Below are 13,871 nucleotides of genomic sequence, written 5' to 3'. Positions count from 1 at the left end.
TCGCGGTCCGATTCCAGAACCTCGCACGGCCGGTTCTGGAGGCCGGCCCGGCGCGGTCCCGGGACACCTTCGGGTGAACCGGGACCTCGTCGGGCGGCCGGACCGCCATCGCAGCCTCACGAAGACCCGCTCCGCCGGGTCGCCGTAGCGTCACCTTGAGGACCCGGTTCGCCGGGTCGCCGTCGCCTCAACCACGAGGACCCGGCCCGCCGGGTGCCCGGAGTGCCGCCGCCGCGGCCTGATCGCCGCGGCGGCCACGACGGGCGGCTTCCTCGGCTGCTCGATCTCCCCTGTCTCCGCCGCGTCGCCCGCGCCCAGGCGCATTCGCACCCCGAACGCGGCGGACACCCCTTCACACCCTGGTCACGATCACATCGCTCGTCGTCGGTCCGGGCCCGTCACCGACCCGTCACCGACCCGTCACCGGCCGGGCCGCGAAGCCGGGCACGGCCGGTCAGCCCCGCATCATCCCGTCAGCCGGGTCGTTCACCGGTCGACGATCTCGTTCTTGCCGATCACCACGACCCCGCCCCTGGTCAGCGCGAACCGGGTGCGGTCGTATTCGAGGTCGAAGCCGATCCGGGCTCCGTCGGGGATCACCACGTTCTTGTCGATGATCGCCTTGCGCACGATCGCGCCCCGCCCGACCTTGACGTTCTCCATCAGCACGGAGTCTTCCACCAGCGAGTGCGAGTGCAGCACCACCTTCGGCGACAGGATCGACCTGATCGCCGTGCCGCCGGAGACGATCACGCCGGGGGAGACCAGCGAGTCGATGGCCCGGCCCACGCGGTCGCCGTCGTTGTGCACGAACTTGGCAGGGGGCAGCGGGTCGTGGCCCGTGAAGATCGGCCACTTGTCGTTGTAGAGGTTGAAGACCGGGTGCGCCGAGATGAGGTCCATGTGGGCCTCGTAGTACGCGTCGAGTGTCCCCACGTCGCGCCAGTAGCCGCGGTCGCGCTCGCTGGAGCCGGGCACGATGTTGTTGGCGAAGTCGTACACGTCGGCGCCGCCCGACTTGACCAGCATCGGGATGATGTTGCCGCCCAGGTCGTGCTTGCTGGTGGGGTCGAGCGCGTCCTCCCGCAGCGCGTCGATCATCGACTGCGTCTTGAACACGTAGTTGCCCATCGAGGCGAACACCTCGTCGGGGGAGTCGGCCAGGCCCACCGCGTCCTTCGGCTTCTCCCTGAACGCCACGATCCGGCGGCCCTCGGGATCGGTCTCGATCACGCCGAACTGGTCGGCCAGCGACAGAGGCTGCCTGATCGCCGCCACCGTCACGTCGGCGCCGGAGTCTTCGTGCTGCTCGACCATCTGCCGCGGATCCATGCGGTAGATGTGGTCGGCCCCGAACACGATCACGTGCTCGGGCATCTCGTCGTAGATCAGGTTGAGGTTCTGGAAGAGCGCGTCGGCCGAGCCGGAGAACCAGCGCGGCCCGAGGCGCTGCTGCGCGGGCACCGGGGTGACGTAGTTGCCCAGCATCGCCGACAGCCGCCAGGTGCGCGAGACGTGCCGGTCGAGGCTGTGGTTCTTGTACTGGGTCAGTACGACGATCTGCAGGAAGCCGCCGTTCGCGAGGTTGGACAGCACGAAATCGATCAACCGGTACATCCCGCCGAACGGCACCGCCGGTTTCGCCCGATCCGCCGTGAGCGGCATGAGCCTCTTGCCCTCTCCACCTGCCAGCACGACCGCAAGCACCCTCCGCGACCTCATGCCCTGGACGCTACCCTCAAATGGCCGATCTATCGACGAAACCCCGCACGGCGTACTCGGCGGCGTGTCCTGATTTGGGAACGATGTACGGAGCGGTATTGCCGACCCTGGGCTTGTCGAGGTGTTTTCCTGGCCTGAGTCCCCCTTAAGGTCGTCTCATGCGTGTTGACCTGCTCAGCCGGGAGTATCCGCCGGAGGTGTACGGCGGCGCCGGAGTGCACATGGAATACCTGGCCAGAGAGCTGCGGAAGCTGGCCGACGTACGCGTGCGCTGCTTCGGGGCCGATCGCGTCGAGCCGGGCGTCTCGGCCTACCGGGTGCCCGATCGGCTGGCAGGCGCGAACCCCGCGCTGCAGGTGCTCGGCGTGGACCTGGAGATGGCGTCCGCCTGCGAGGGCGCCGACGTCGTGCACTCCCACACCTGGTACGCCAACTTCGCCGGGCACGTCGCCAAACTGCTGTACGGCGTCCCGCACGTGGTCACCACGCACAGCCTGGAGCCGCTGCGGCCGTGGAAGGCCGAGCAGCTCGGCGGCGGCTACGCGGTCTCGTCCTGGGCCGAGCGCGCCGCGCTGACGGCCGCCGACGCGGTGATCGCGGTGTCGGAGGGCATGCGGCGCGACGTACTGGCCGCCTATCCGGAGATCGCGCCGGAGCGGGTCAGCGTGATCCACAACGGCATCGACACCGCCCAGTACGCCCCCGACCGGGCCACCGACGTCCTGGAGAAGCACGGGGTCGACCCGAGCCGTCCGTACGTCGTCTTCGTCGGCCGCATCACCCGCCAGAAGGGCCTGGTCCACCTCCTGCACGCGGCCCGCGCCTTCGACCCGGGGGCGCAGCTCGTCCTGTGCGCGGGCGCGCCCGACACGCCGGAGATCGCCGCCGAGGTGGCCGAGCTGGTGCGCGGGCTCGGCCGCGACGGCGTGTTCTGGATCCAGGAGATGCTGCCCAAGCCCGAGGTGATCCAGCTACTGACGCACGCCACGGTGTTCGTGTGCCCGTCGGTCTACGAGCCGATGGGGATCGTGAACCTGGAGGCGATGGCCTGCGAGACGGCCGTGGTGGCCACGGCGACGGGCGGCATCCCCGAGGTGGTGGCCGACGGCGAGACGGGCCTGCTGGTGCCCATCTCCCAGGGGCCCGACGGCACGCCGCACGATCCCGGCCGCTTCGCCGCCGACCTGGCCGAGCGGGTCAACGCCCTGCTGGGCGACCCGGCGCGGGCGCGCGCCATGGGCCGGGCGGGCCGGGCCCGCGCCGTCGACCACTTCTCCTGGGAACGCGTCGCCCACCGCACCCTCGACCTCTACGCGAGCCTGCGCACCTGACCTCAACCGCGGGACGCGAGCCCGCACCTGAGACCAACCCGGCCTGAGACCGACCCGCGGCATCTGCGGCCGGGCGGGCCCTTGAGGTCACACGAGGCCCCGGCGGCCCGCCTGGGCTCCGGCCTGGAAGCGGGTCTCGGCATTGAGCTCGTCGAGGAGGTGGCGCAGGCGGCGGCGCAGGCTTCGCGGGCTGGTGCCGAGCTGGCGGGCGATGGCGTCGTCCTTGAGCCCGGCCGCCAGCAGGGCCAGCAGCCTGCGATCCTCGACGCCGAGGTCCAGGCCGGGCTCGGGATCCTGTTCCTCCTCGGCGGCGGGCGGCGGCGAGCCGTCGACCGACCACAGCTCGGGACGCACCGGCAGCGCCTCCCGCCACAGGCGCTCGAACAGCTCCACCAGGGCCACCACCATGGTGGAGCCCCTGATCAGCACGCCGCGCGTCAGCGGCGGGTCCATGTGCAGCGGCATGACCGCCCGCCGCCGGTCGACGATCGCCATCTTGAACGGCAGCCGGGGCAGGATCCGCGCCTCCTCGCCCGCCCTGATCAGGGCGCCGACCTCGTCGAGGGCTCCCGCGTGGTCGAACGCCTCCGGCACGTACAGGGTGCGGTAGCGCACGCCGTTGCGGAGCAGGCCGGTCTGCAGCGGGTTGTGGTAGTCCAGCACGTACGGGGGCCGGTCGAAGGTCAGCACCTCCTCCTTGGCCTCCTGCTGCAGCCGGACGTACCAGCGGGCCTGCTCCTCCGGCCCGGCGAGCACCTCGAACTGCCCGCCGCCCTCGGGATCGGTGCCGACGGTGCGGAAGGCCGCCTCCAGCTCGTCCGCCGTGTCGGTGAGCTGGTCCAGCTCGCTCTGCATGTCGCGGACGAGGGAGCGGATGGCGGTGCCCGGGTTCGTGGCGGTCCAGCGGGGCGCGCGTCCCCACAGGCGGCTGACCAGGCCCATCGCGCGGAGCCTGCCCAGCGACGACTGGATGCGCCCGGCGCTCTCGCCGCTCCTCATGACGAGTTCCTGCACCGTGATCCCGGGGCAGGCCAGCACGCCGCGGTACACGCGTTCGTCGAACGCGCTGATCCCCACGACCTCCAGTGCCCGGCTCTCATCCACCATGGCTACGATCTTGGCCATTTCCGGCAGTTGCCGCAATAGGCCACTTAAACCACCTTGTCCCCAAAATTAACCAACCATTAGAAAGCGGGGTGTGCAACAGAGAACCGCTCTTCTGGGCGTCGTGATAGCCGCCGTGACCACGCTGGCCGCGCCGGCCCAGGCGACGCCCGCCGCGCCGCACTCCGCCCAGGGAGAACCCGCTCCCAACCAGGGAGAACCCGCCAAGACGATCACCCTCATCACCGGGGACAAGGTCACCCTCCGCACGCTCCCCACCAAGGAGACGCAGCTCGACGTGGCCCCCGGCCCCGGCCGGGAGAAGATCAACTTCATCCACCGCCGGTCCGGCGACGGGCTCAGCGTCGTGCCCGTGGACGCCATGCCCCTGCTGGCCGAGGGCAGGCTCGACCCCCGGCTGTTCGACGTCACCCAACTGGCCGCGCTCGGCTACGACGACGCCGCCAGCCCGGGGCTCCCGCTCATCCTGACCTACCCGGAGCAGACCGGGGCCGCCGCGCTGCGCGCCGCGGGCGGCCGTCCGCTGACCGCGATCAACGGCGTCGCCAGGAGCGAGCCGCGTACCGGCGACCTCTGGAAGTCGCTGACCGGACAGGCGCGGACGGCGGCCGCCCCCGCGAAGATCTGGCTCGACGGCAAGGCCAAGTTGTCACTCGACGTCAGCGTCCCGCACATCGGCGCCCCCGCGGCCTGGGCGGCCGGTCACACCGGCAAGGACGTCCCCGTCGCCGTGCTCGACAGCGGTTACGACCCCGACCACCCGGACCTCCAGGGCCTGGTCGCCAAGAGCGCGAACTTCACCTCCGAGCCGGACGTACGCGACCTCAACGGCCACGGCACCCACGTCGCGGCCACGATCGCCGGCTCCGGCGCGGCGTCGGGCGGCCGGTACAAGGGCGTCGCCCCCGGCGCCCGGCTGCTGATCGGCAAGGTCTGCGAGCAGAGCGGGTACTGCCCCGACTCGGCCGTCATCGAGGCCATGACCTGGGCGGCCGAGAACGGCGCCCGCATCGCCAACCTCAGCCTCGGCAGCTCCGACACCCCGGGCGACGACCCGGCGGAGCAGGCCGTCAACAACCTCTCCGAGAAGTACGGCACGCTCTTCGTGATCGCCGCGGGCAACGACGGGCCGCAGACGCTGGGCTCCCCGAGCACCGCCGACCGCGCGCTGTCGGTCGGCGCCTCCTACCGCGACGACGACACGGTGGCCCAGTTCAGCGGCACCGGCCCGCGCGCGGGCGACGCCGCGATCAAGCCCGACCTGATCGCGCCGGGCGTGAACATCGTCGCGGCCAGGGCCGTGGGCACCTCCGGCGGGTCCCCCGTCGACGAGTCGCACACGGCGATGAGCGGCACGTCCATGGCCACCCCGCACGTGGCGGGCGCGGCGGCCATCCTCGCGGGGCTGCATCCCGACTGGAAGGCCGACCGCATCAAGACGGCGCTGATGGCCTCGACCGCCCCCGGCGACGAGCTGGGCGCCTACATCCAGGGCTCCGGCCGGGTGGACGTCGCCCGCGCCGTCACCCAGCAGGTCACGGCCGAGCCCGCCGCGCTCGCCATGGGAGACCTCGAACTGCCCGACACCGCGCCGAAGGAACGCACGCTCACCTACCGCAACGACGGCGACGCCGCCGTCCGGCTGGAGCTCGCCGTGACGGCCAAGGACGGCCGCGGCGAGCCCGTGACGCCGTTCACGCTCGGCGCCGACGCGGTCGAGGTGCCCGCCCACGGCACCGCCCAGGTCACGGTGACCGCCCGGCCCGAGGCCATCGGCGTCTTCAGCGGCACGGTCGTCGCGACGGGCGGCGAGGTCACCGTCCGCACCGGCATCGGCATGCGGGTCGAGCCGGAGCAGCGCGCGCTCAAGCTGAGCTTCACCGGCTCGGACGGCCAGGCCCCGCGGAACGCCTTCGCCGGGGTGATCGACCTCGACGCCAAGGAACAGAACAACTACGACATCTCCGGCGGCACTCTCGACCTCCGGCTGATCAAGGGGCACCGCTACACGGTCGTCACGCTGATGGCCGACCACGACGGCACCATCGTGATGGCCGCGGAACCGGAGTTCACCCTGGACGCCGACCGCGTCGTCACCGCCGACGCCCGCCGGGCCAAGCCGGTGGACGTGCGTACGGAGGAGCCGACCGCGCGGCTGGCCATCAGCATGCTCGGCATGCTCCAGCTCATCGAGGGCGAGCAGCCGCTGGGCGTGGACGTGGACCTGTCCGGCCTGTGGGGCGCGGACCGGGTGACGGGCGTCAAGGCCATCCCGACCACCCGTACGGCGAGCAAGAACTTCGCCTACTACCGCTGGACCCAGTGGGCCAAGCCGAAGGGCGACGGCACCTATGACGCCAGCCCGTACTTCTACCACCTGATGAAGGCCGAGCCGCGCATCCCCGCCGACCCCGGCTACCGCCCGCGCCGCCGCGACCTCGCCGAGGTCACCTCCACGTACGCCACCCAGCAGGACGCCAAGACCGGCGAGCACATGGCGCTGCCCGTGCTGTACGGCAAGGAACTGGCGTGGATGCCGTACGTGCACCTCTCGCACCTCCCGCTGCCCTTCCGCAGGACCGAGTACTACACGCCCGGCGACACCGGCTGGTATCCGTCCTTCGTCCAGTACCGGCTCCCGCCGGACGGCTTCAACGACGTGGACCAGTTCTTCTTCGGCGAGACCAGGTCCTACCGCGCGGGACAGAAGACCACGGAAAGCTGGAACAACGGTGTCTTCGCGGCCGGGCTCACCCCCCGGGGCGACCTCACCTGGCGCCAGGAGGACATGATGCAGTTCGCGACCGGGCTGTTCGAGGACTCCACCTCCGACCGCGTCTCCTACGGCGAGTACACCGCCCCGCAGACCAGGCTCTACCGCGACGGCAAGGAGATCTACGAAGCGGACTACCTGCCCGGCTCGATCGAGGTGCCCGCGGACCAGCGGGAGAGCGAGTACCGGCTCACGATGACGGCCGACCGCGACCCGGCGCAGACCACGGTCTCGACCCGGGTGAGCGCCGAGTGGCGGTTCCGCTCGAAGACCCCCGAGGCGGGCGAACGGCAGGTGCTGCCCCTGCTCGCCGTCAAGATCAGCCCTGAGCTGGACGAGCGCAACCGGGCCGCCGCCGGCCACATGCGCATCCCGCTCAGCGTCCAGCGCCAGGACGGCTCGCCCGACCTGAAGCTGCGCACGCTCACCGTCGACGTCTCCTACGACGACGGCCGCACCTGGCTGCCCACGCTGGTGCACCCGTCGGGCAAGGGCGGATGGTCCGCCGAGACCTGGCACCCGGCCTCGGCGCGCGGGAAGTACGTCTCGCTGCGCGTCAAGGCCGCCGACACCGGCGGCAACGCGTTCGCCGAGACCGTCGTCAGGGCCTATCAGATCAAGTGACAGGCCAGGAAAGGAAGGAGGGCCCCGCCGCCGGCGGGGCCTTCCGTCATTTGACGCGTTCGAGCACGACCACGGGGATGTCCCGGTCGGTCTTCTTCTGGTACTCGTCGTAGTCGGGCCAGGTCCTGGCCATCACCCGCCACATGTCGGGCTTCTCGCCGGGCCCGGCCGTACGGGCCGTGGCCCTGAACCTGTCGCCCTTGACCTGCACCTGCACGTCGGGATCGACCAGCAGGTTCTTGTACCACTGCGGATGGTCGGGAGCCCCGCCCTTCGACGCGACCACCAGGTAGTCGTCGCCGTACGGCTGGTAGATGAGAGGCGTGGTGAAGGGCTTGCCCGACTTGCGGCCCTTCGTGGTCAGGAGCAGGACGACGGTGTTGTTCCAGTCGTGGCCTTCGGCCCCGTCGGTCTCCTGATAACGCCGGACGTGTTCGTCGCCATAGAGCATGTCGGCGACCTACCCACCGCGGGCGTGACCTCACCGTTACCTGGTGAGGTCTGTACGAGAAGTTAACAAGGCTGGCACACTGCATTTGTGTAAGCGCTTACAGCACGGCACCATGAAAGCGCTTACACGAAAGGAAGACGTGCTCCATGGACGTGACCATCTACGAAGTGGCCAAGCGGGCGGGCGTGTCCATCGCGACCGTCTCCAGGGCCCTGCGCGGCACCGGCCCCGTGGCCGCCAAGACGCGGGAGAAGGTGCTCAAGGCCGTCGAGGAGCTCAACTTCACGCCCAGCCGCCTGGGCGTCAGCCTGGCCGAGGGCCGTCACGCCGCCAACGGCATCGTCTTCCCCGACCTGGCGGGCCCGTACTACACCGAGGTCCTGCTCGGCTACGAGGAGGTCGCCTCCGAACTGGGCCGCTCGGTGGTCATCCTGTCCACCAAGGGGCGCACGCGGGTCAACGACCTGATCAAGGACCTGGCCGGGCGGGTCGACGGCATGCTGATCTTCGGCCACGCCGTGCCGGAGCTGCTGGTGGGCGAGCTGGTCCGGCTGGGTGTGCGGCTGGTGTTCCTCTCACGCGACCCGCTGCCCGGCGCCGACACGCTGCGCAGCGAGAACACCGCCTCGGCCCGCGCGCTGGCCCGGCACCTGCGCGACCACGGCTACGAACGCTTCGCCTTCCTCGGCGCGCCCCTGACCAGCCGCGACGACGTGGACGAGCGCTGGCGGGGCGTGCGCGCGGAGCTGGGCGGCGCGATCGAGGCCGTCGACACCGGCCACTACACCGTGGAGAGCGGCTTCGAGGCGGCCAGGAAGCTGCTCAAGGGCGCGGGCAGACCGCGGGCCATCGTCTGCTCCGACGACGAGGTGGCGCTGGGGGCGCTGCTCGCCGCCGAGGAACTGGGCCTGGACGTGCCCGGCGACGTGGCCGTGACCGGCTGGGACGACATCATGGCCGCCCGGCACGCCCGCCCGGCGCTGACCACCGTACGGCAGCCGATGCGCGAGCTGGGCGCCCGCGCCGCCCGCGCGCTCGACGAACTGATCACCGGGGTTCGCGACACCCCGAACCACCTCACCCTGACCACCGAGCCGGTCATCCGCGCCAGTTGTGGTCACCACCCCCAGGAGGCACGAACGTGAACACCACCACCCGGCGCGCCGCCGCGGGCGCGCTGGCCCTCGCGACCCTGGCCGCGGGCTGCGGCCGTAGCGCGGACAGGGCGCCCGAGCAGGCGCAGGACGTCACGACCGGCAAGATCAGCGGCGAGGTCACGGTCTGGGCGATGGGCGAGGAGGGCAAAGCGCTCGGCGCCTTCGTCAAGGACTTCGAGAGCGCCAACCCCGGCGTGAAGGTCAACGTCACCGCCATCGGCTGGGACGTGGCCCACGACAAGATCACCGCGGCCATCGCGGGCGGGGCCACGCCCGACGTAAGCATGATCGGCTCGACCTGGTCGGGCGAGCTGGCCAAGACCGGCGCGCTGGAGCCGACGCCGGGCAACCTGGTCGACCCGGCGGCCTTCTTCCCCGGCGCCTGGCAGACCGTCAACGTCAACGGCACCGCGTACGGCGTCCCCTGGTACGTCGAGACCCGCGTCCTCTACTACCGGACCGACCAGGCCGAGAAGGCCGGGGTCGAGCCGCCCGCGACCTGGCAGGAGTTCACCGCGTTCGCCGAGGCGCTCAAGGAGAAGGGCGGCGCCAAGGACGGCTTCCAGCAGAGCTACACCCTCGGCGCCTCCTGGCAGGAGGTGCTGCCGCTGATCTGGCAGGCGGGCGGCGAGATCGTCACGGACGGCAAGTACACCTTCGACACCCCCGAGACGGTGACCGCGCTCAAGCAGTACGCGTCGATGTTCACGCGGGAGCTGGCCCCCACCGACGTCCCCTTGAACGCCTTCCCCCAGACGTTCATCAAGGGCGAGGTCGGCGGCTTCTTCTCCGGCCCGTGGATGATCGGCGTGCTGAACAACGACGGCGGCCCCGGCTTCGCCGGCAAGTTCGACGTGGCCCCCTACCCCAAGGGCCCGGTCTCCGGCACGAGCTTCGTGGGCGGCGCCGACATGGCCGTGTTCAAGAAGGCCGCGAACCGCGACGCCGCCTGGTCGTTCATCAAGTGGCTGAGCGAGCCGAAGGTGCAGGCCAAGTGGTACACCACGGTCAAGGCGCTGCCGGCCGTGCAGTCGGCATGGCAGGAGCCCGAACTGGCCGCCGACGAGCAACTGAAGGTCTTCGGCGAGCAGCTCAAGGACGCCAAGACGCCGCCGCCGTTCCCCACCTGGGAGCAGGTGGCCAGGGTGCTGGAGACCGAGCTGGAGAAGCTGGCCCGCGGCCGGTCCACGCCCGAGGAGACGGCCAAGGCGATCCAGTCGCAGGCCGACACGATCGGCACCGGCCTGTAGCGCCATGGCGGTCCTCACGAGGCAGGCCCCGCCCACCCAGGCCCCGGTGAAGGTCAGGAGCACCCTGCGCCGGTCGGGGGTCGGCTGGCTGTTCGTCGCGCCGTTCGTGGTGCTGTTCGCGGTGTTCTACCTGGGCCCGCTGCTCGTCGGCATCGGGATGAGCTTCACCGACATGCGCAGCACCGACGTGGCCGACCCGCTCGCCGTCGACGTGGTCGGCGTCGAAAACTACCTGCGGCTGATGAACGACGCGGCCATGCGCAGGGCGGCCGTCAACACCGTCGTGTTCGTCGTCACCGCGCTGCCCCTGACCATCGGGCTCGGGCTGGCCGCCGCCGTGCTGCTCAACTCGGGGATCGCCCGCCTGCCCGCCGCGTTCTTCCGGCTCGGCTACTACCTGCCCAACATCACCAGCATCATCGGTGTCGCCGTGGCCTGGAAGTTCCTGCTGGAGCCGCAGGCCGGGCTGGTCAACCGGCTGCTGGAGCTGGCCGGGATCGCCGGCCCGAACTGGCTGCAGAGCGAGAGCACCGCCCTGCCGGCGATCATCGTGATGACGGCCTGGCGCAGCTTCGGCTTCGACATGGTCGTGCTGCTGGCCGCGCTGCAGACCATCCCCAGAGAGCTGTACGAGGCGGCCGAGGTCGACGGCGCCGGCCGCTGGGCCAGGTTCCACGCGGTCACCCTGCCCGCGCTGCGCCCGGTGCTGCTGTTCTGCACGGTCTACAGCTCGGTCGGGTTCATGCAGTTCCTGGAGGAACCGCTGGTCATGACCGGGGGTGGGCCGCTCAACTCCACGCTGTCGGCCTCGCTGGCCATCTTCGACCAGTTCGGGGTCGGCAACTACGGCTACGCGGGGGCCGCCTCGACCGTGCTGTTCACGGTGATCGTGGCACTGGCCGTGCTGCAGCTCAGGCTCGGGAGGAACAGGTGAACAGGACCCGCCGCCAGCGCGCGGTGACCTACCTCGGGCTCTCCCTCGGGCTCGCGCTGGTCGCCGGGCCGTTCCTGTGGACGGCGCTCAGCTCGCTCAAGCCCGAACGCGAGATCAGGCGCGACCCGCCGACGTTCTGGCCCGAGACGTGGACGCTGGACAATTTCGGGGAGCTGTTCGGGCGGGTCGACCTCGGCACCGCGTTCGCCAACAGCCTGATCATCGCGCTCGTGCTGGTCGCCACGAACCTGCTGTTCTGCTCGATGGTCGGCTACGCCTTCGCCAAGCTCTCCTTCCGGGGCAAGCGCCTGGCCTTCGGCCTGGTGCTGGTGCAGCTCGCGATCCCGGCGATCGTGCTCGTGGTGCCGCAGTTCGTCCTGATCGCGAAGCTGGGCCTGGTCAACACGTTCCTCGGCATCATCCTGCCGACCGTGGTGGCGCCACTGGGCGTGTTCATGATGCGGCAGTTCATCTCCGACCTGCCCGACGAGCTGATCGACGCGGCCCGGGTGGACGGCGCCAGGGAGCTGCGCATCTTCTTCAGGATCATTCTGCCGCTGTGCGGGCCGCCGCTGGCCACGCTGGGGCTGATCACGTTCCTCGGGGCGTGGAACAACTTCCTCTGGCCGGCCGTGGTCGCCCAGAGCGAGGACATGTACACCCTCCCGGTCGCGCTCAACATCCTCAACGACTTCGAGGGCACCCACTACAACCTGCTGGTCGCCGGATCGGTCGTGGTGATCGCACCGATCCTGTTCCTGTTCGTCCTCCTGCAGCGCTTCTTCGTCCAGGGCATCGCCACCACCGGCCTCAAGTAGAGGAGCACCCCCCCATGCGCAAGGCGGTCCTGTCCGGCCTGCTCGTGCTGTCCGTAGCCGTGCCGGCCCTTCCCGCGAACGCCGACAGCGTCCTCCACCGCTACGCCAGGGACACCTGGCGGTCGATGGACGCCATGGTCGAGCCGGCCACGGGCCTGCCCGCCGACAAGGTGACCGGCGACCTGAAGACCCGCGCCAAGGTCACCTCGCCCACCAACGTGGCCACGTACCTGTGGAGCACCCTGACCGCCCGCGACCTGCGGATCATCAGCCGCGGCGACGCCGCCGACCGGGTCGGCAGGGTGCTCGCCGCCCTGCGGAAACTGGAGCGCAACACCCCCACCGGCCAGTTCTACAACTGGTACGACCCCGCCACCCTCCGCCTCGTCACCGCCTGGCCGGACACCGGCGACCCGGTGCGCCCGTTCGCCTCCAGCGTGGACAACGGCTGGCTGGCCACGGCCCTCATGATGGTCCGCAACGCCGTACCGTCCCACGCGAAGGCCGCGGGCGAGCTGCTGGCCTCGATGGACTTCAGGTCCTACTACGACCCGGCGGCCCGCCCCGACGCCGGCACCGGCCTGCTGCGCGGCGGCTTCTGGCCGGAGCCGCCCGAGGGCTGCCACGTCCCCAGCGACTACGCCGGCACCGGCGTCACCGTCTACTCCACCTGCCACCACTACGGCGCGCCCGCCGAGACCCGCATCGGCCAGTACGTGGGCATCGCGCTCGGCCAGCTCCCGCGCGAGAGCTACTTCGGCCCCTACCGCACCTTCCCGGACAACGCCTGCGACTTCGGCTGGCAGGAGCAGAAACCGGTCGGGTCGTGGAAGCGGTACCTGGGCGTGAACGTCTGGGAGGGCACGTACGAGTACCGCGGCCTGCGCTACGTCCCCAACTGGGGCGGCTCGATGTTCGAGGCCCTCATGCCCGACCTGGTGGTGCCGGAGGCCGCGTGGGCGCCGCGGAGCTGGGGCCGCAACCACCCGGTGTTCGTCCGGGCCCAGATCGAGCACGGCCTCGACGAGGCCGAGTACGGCTACTGGGGCTTCTCGCCCTCCAACGACCCGCACGGCGGCTACCGCGAGTACGGCGTCGACCAGCTCGGCATGGACGAGCCCGGCTACACCACCGACCGCGAACGCACCAGCACCGACCCCGGCTACGAGGGCTGCCGCCCCGCCAAGCCGGAACCGGCCGCGTACGGCGACGGCGTCGTGACCCCGCACGCCAGCTTCCTGGCCCTGCCGTACGCGCGGTCGGCCGCCCTGGACAACCTGGCCCGGCTGCGCCGCGACTTCGACGCCTACGGACCCGGCGGCTTCTACGACGCGGTCGCGGTCCGCTCCGGCGTCGTCTCCAAGTGGTACCTGGCGCTCGACCAGGGCATGGTCATGGCCGCGCTGGGCAACGCGCTCGCGGACGGCAACCTGCACCGCTACTTCGCAGGCTCCGGCGTGGAGGCGAAACTCCGGCCGGTGATGCAGATCGAGGAATGGGACGTGCGATGAATCGAGGTACCCCTTGAACGACCCTTTGAGCGGCTCCATGCCCGACTCGGTGCCTGACCCGGTGCCCGGCTCCGGCTCTGGTTCCGTCGCCCGGCGGGACTGGCGGGATCGCATCGGGCTGGCCTCCGGCCGGGTGGCCGCCGGGCCGCGGCCCGTGCCGGCGGCGCCGTCCGGG

Annotated in this window: 11 protein-coding genes; 7 read left to right on the top strand and 4 right to left on the bottom strand. The window is 71.0% G+C overall.

The window, feature by feature from the left end:
- Window positions 1-150: 150 nt before the first annotated feature.
- Window positions 151-348, bottom strand: a complete 198-nt coding sequence (locus ABD844_RS46440) for a hypothetical protein (RefSeq protein WP_344894158.1) — start codon at window positions 346-348, stop codon at window positions 151-153.
- Between the two features lie 138 nt (window positions 349-486).
- A complete protein-coding gene (gene glgC / locus ABD844_RS46435) occupies window positions 487-1,722 on the bottom strand; it encodes a glucose-1-phosphate adenylyltransferase (RefSeq protein ID WP_344894155.1) in 1,236 nt (411 codons plus the stop codon).
- Between the two features lie 158 nt (window positions 1,723-1,880).
- On the opposite strand from glgC, the gene glgA reads away from it, so the two are divergent.
- Window positions 1,881-3,053 (top strand): glycogen synthase, encoded by a 1,173-nt coding sequence (gene glgA, locus ABD844_RS46430; protein WP_344894152.1) that lies wholly within the window; start codon window positions 1,881-1,883, stop codon window positions 3,051-3,053.
- A gap of 87 nt (window positions 3,054-3,140) precedes the next feature.
- Here glgA and ABD844_RS46425 read toward each other — a convergent pair whose 3' ends face one another.
- A complete protein-coding gene (locus ABD844_RS46425) occupies window positions 3,141-4,160 on the bottom strand; it encodes a TrmB family transcriptional regulator (RefSeq protein WP_344894149.1) in 1,020 nt (339 codons plus the stop codon).
- Window positions 4,161-4,251: 91 nt separating this feature from the next.
- On the opposite strand from ABD844_RS46425, the gene ABD844_RS46420 reads away from it, so the two are divergent.
- Entirely contained in the window at window positions 4,252-7,575 is a 3,324-nt protein-coding gene (locus ABD844_RS46420) for a S8 family serine peptidase (protein WP_344894146.1), read from the top strand.
- Between the two features lie 46 nt (window positions 7,576-7,621).
- Here ABD844_RS46420 and ABD844_RS46415 read toward each other — a convergent pair whose 3' ends face one another.
- Window positions 7,622-8,026 carry a nitroreductase family deazaflavin-dependent oxidoreductase gene (locus tag ABD844_RS46415; protein ID WP_344894143.1) on the bottom strand — a complete coding sequence of 135 codons (405 nt, stop codon included), beginning with the start codon at window positions 8,024-8,026 and terminating at the stop codon, window positions 7,622-7,624.
- 146 nt (window positions 8,027-8,172) lie between these two features.
- Between ABD844_RS46415 and ABD844_RS46410 the strand changes: the two genes are divergently transcribed.
- Genes ABD844_RS46410 through ABD844_RS46390 form a run of 5 tightly spaced genes read left to right on the top strand, consistent with a single transcriptional unit; the run spans window position 8,173 to window position 13,696 of the window.
- Window positions 8,173-9,171: a LacI family DNA-binding transcriptional regulator gene (locus ABD844_RS46410; protein ID WP_344894140.1), complete on the top strand. Its 999-nt coding sequence runs from the start codon at window positions 8,173-8,175 to the stop codon at window positions 9,169-9,171.
- Window positions 9,168-10,433 carry a sugar ABC transporter substrate-binding protein gene (locus tag ABD844_RS46405; protein ID WP_344894137.1) on the top strand — a complete coding sequence of 422 codons (1,266 nt, stop codon included), beginning with the start codon at window positions 9,168-9,170 and terminating at the stop codon, window positions 10,431-10,433. Before ABD844_RS46410 ends, ABD844_RS46405 begins: the two co-directional genes overlap by 4 nt.
- Window positions 10,434-10,437: 4 nt before the next feature.
- Window positions 10,438-11,367: a carbohydrate ABC transporter permease gene (locus ABD844_RS46400; RefSeq protein ID WP_344894135.1), complete on the top strand. Its 930-nt coding sequence runs from the start codon at window positions 10,438-10,440 to the stop codon at window positions 11,365-11,367.
- Entirely contained in the window at window positions 11,364-12,185 is an 822-nt protein-coding gene (locus ABD844_RS46395) for a carbohydrate ABC transporter permease (protein ID WP_344894131.1), read from the top strand. The genes ABD844_RS46400 and ABD844_RS46395 overlap by 4 nt, the downstream gene beginning before the upstream one ends.
- Window positions 12,186-12,199: 14 nt before the next feature.
- Entirely contained in the window at window positions 12,200-13,696 is a 1,497-nt protein-coding gene (locus ABD844_RS46390; protein ID WP_344894127.1) for a glucoamylase family protein, read from the top strand.
- The last annotated feature ends 175 nt before the right edge of the window (window positions 13,697-13,871 follow it).

Origin of the sequence: Nonomuraea antimicrobica (assembly GCF_039536965.1) — a bacterium.
In the GTDB taxonomy this organism is placed as follows: domain Bacteria; phylum Actinomycetota; class Actinomycetes; order Streptosporangiales; family Streptosporangiaceae; genus Nonomuraea; species Nonomuraea antimicrobica.
The sequence above is the reverse complement of the archived record's forward strand: the minus strand, read 5'-3'. Positions and strand labels throughout refer to the sequence as shown.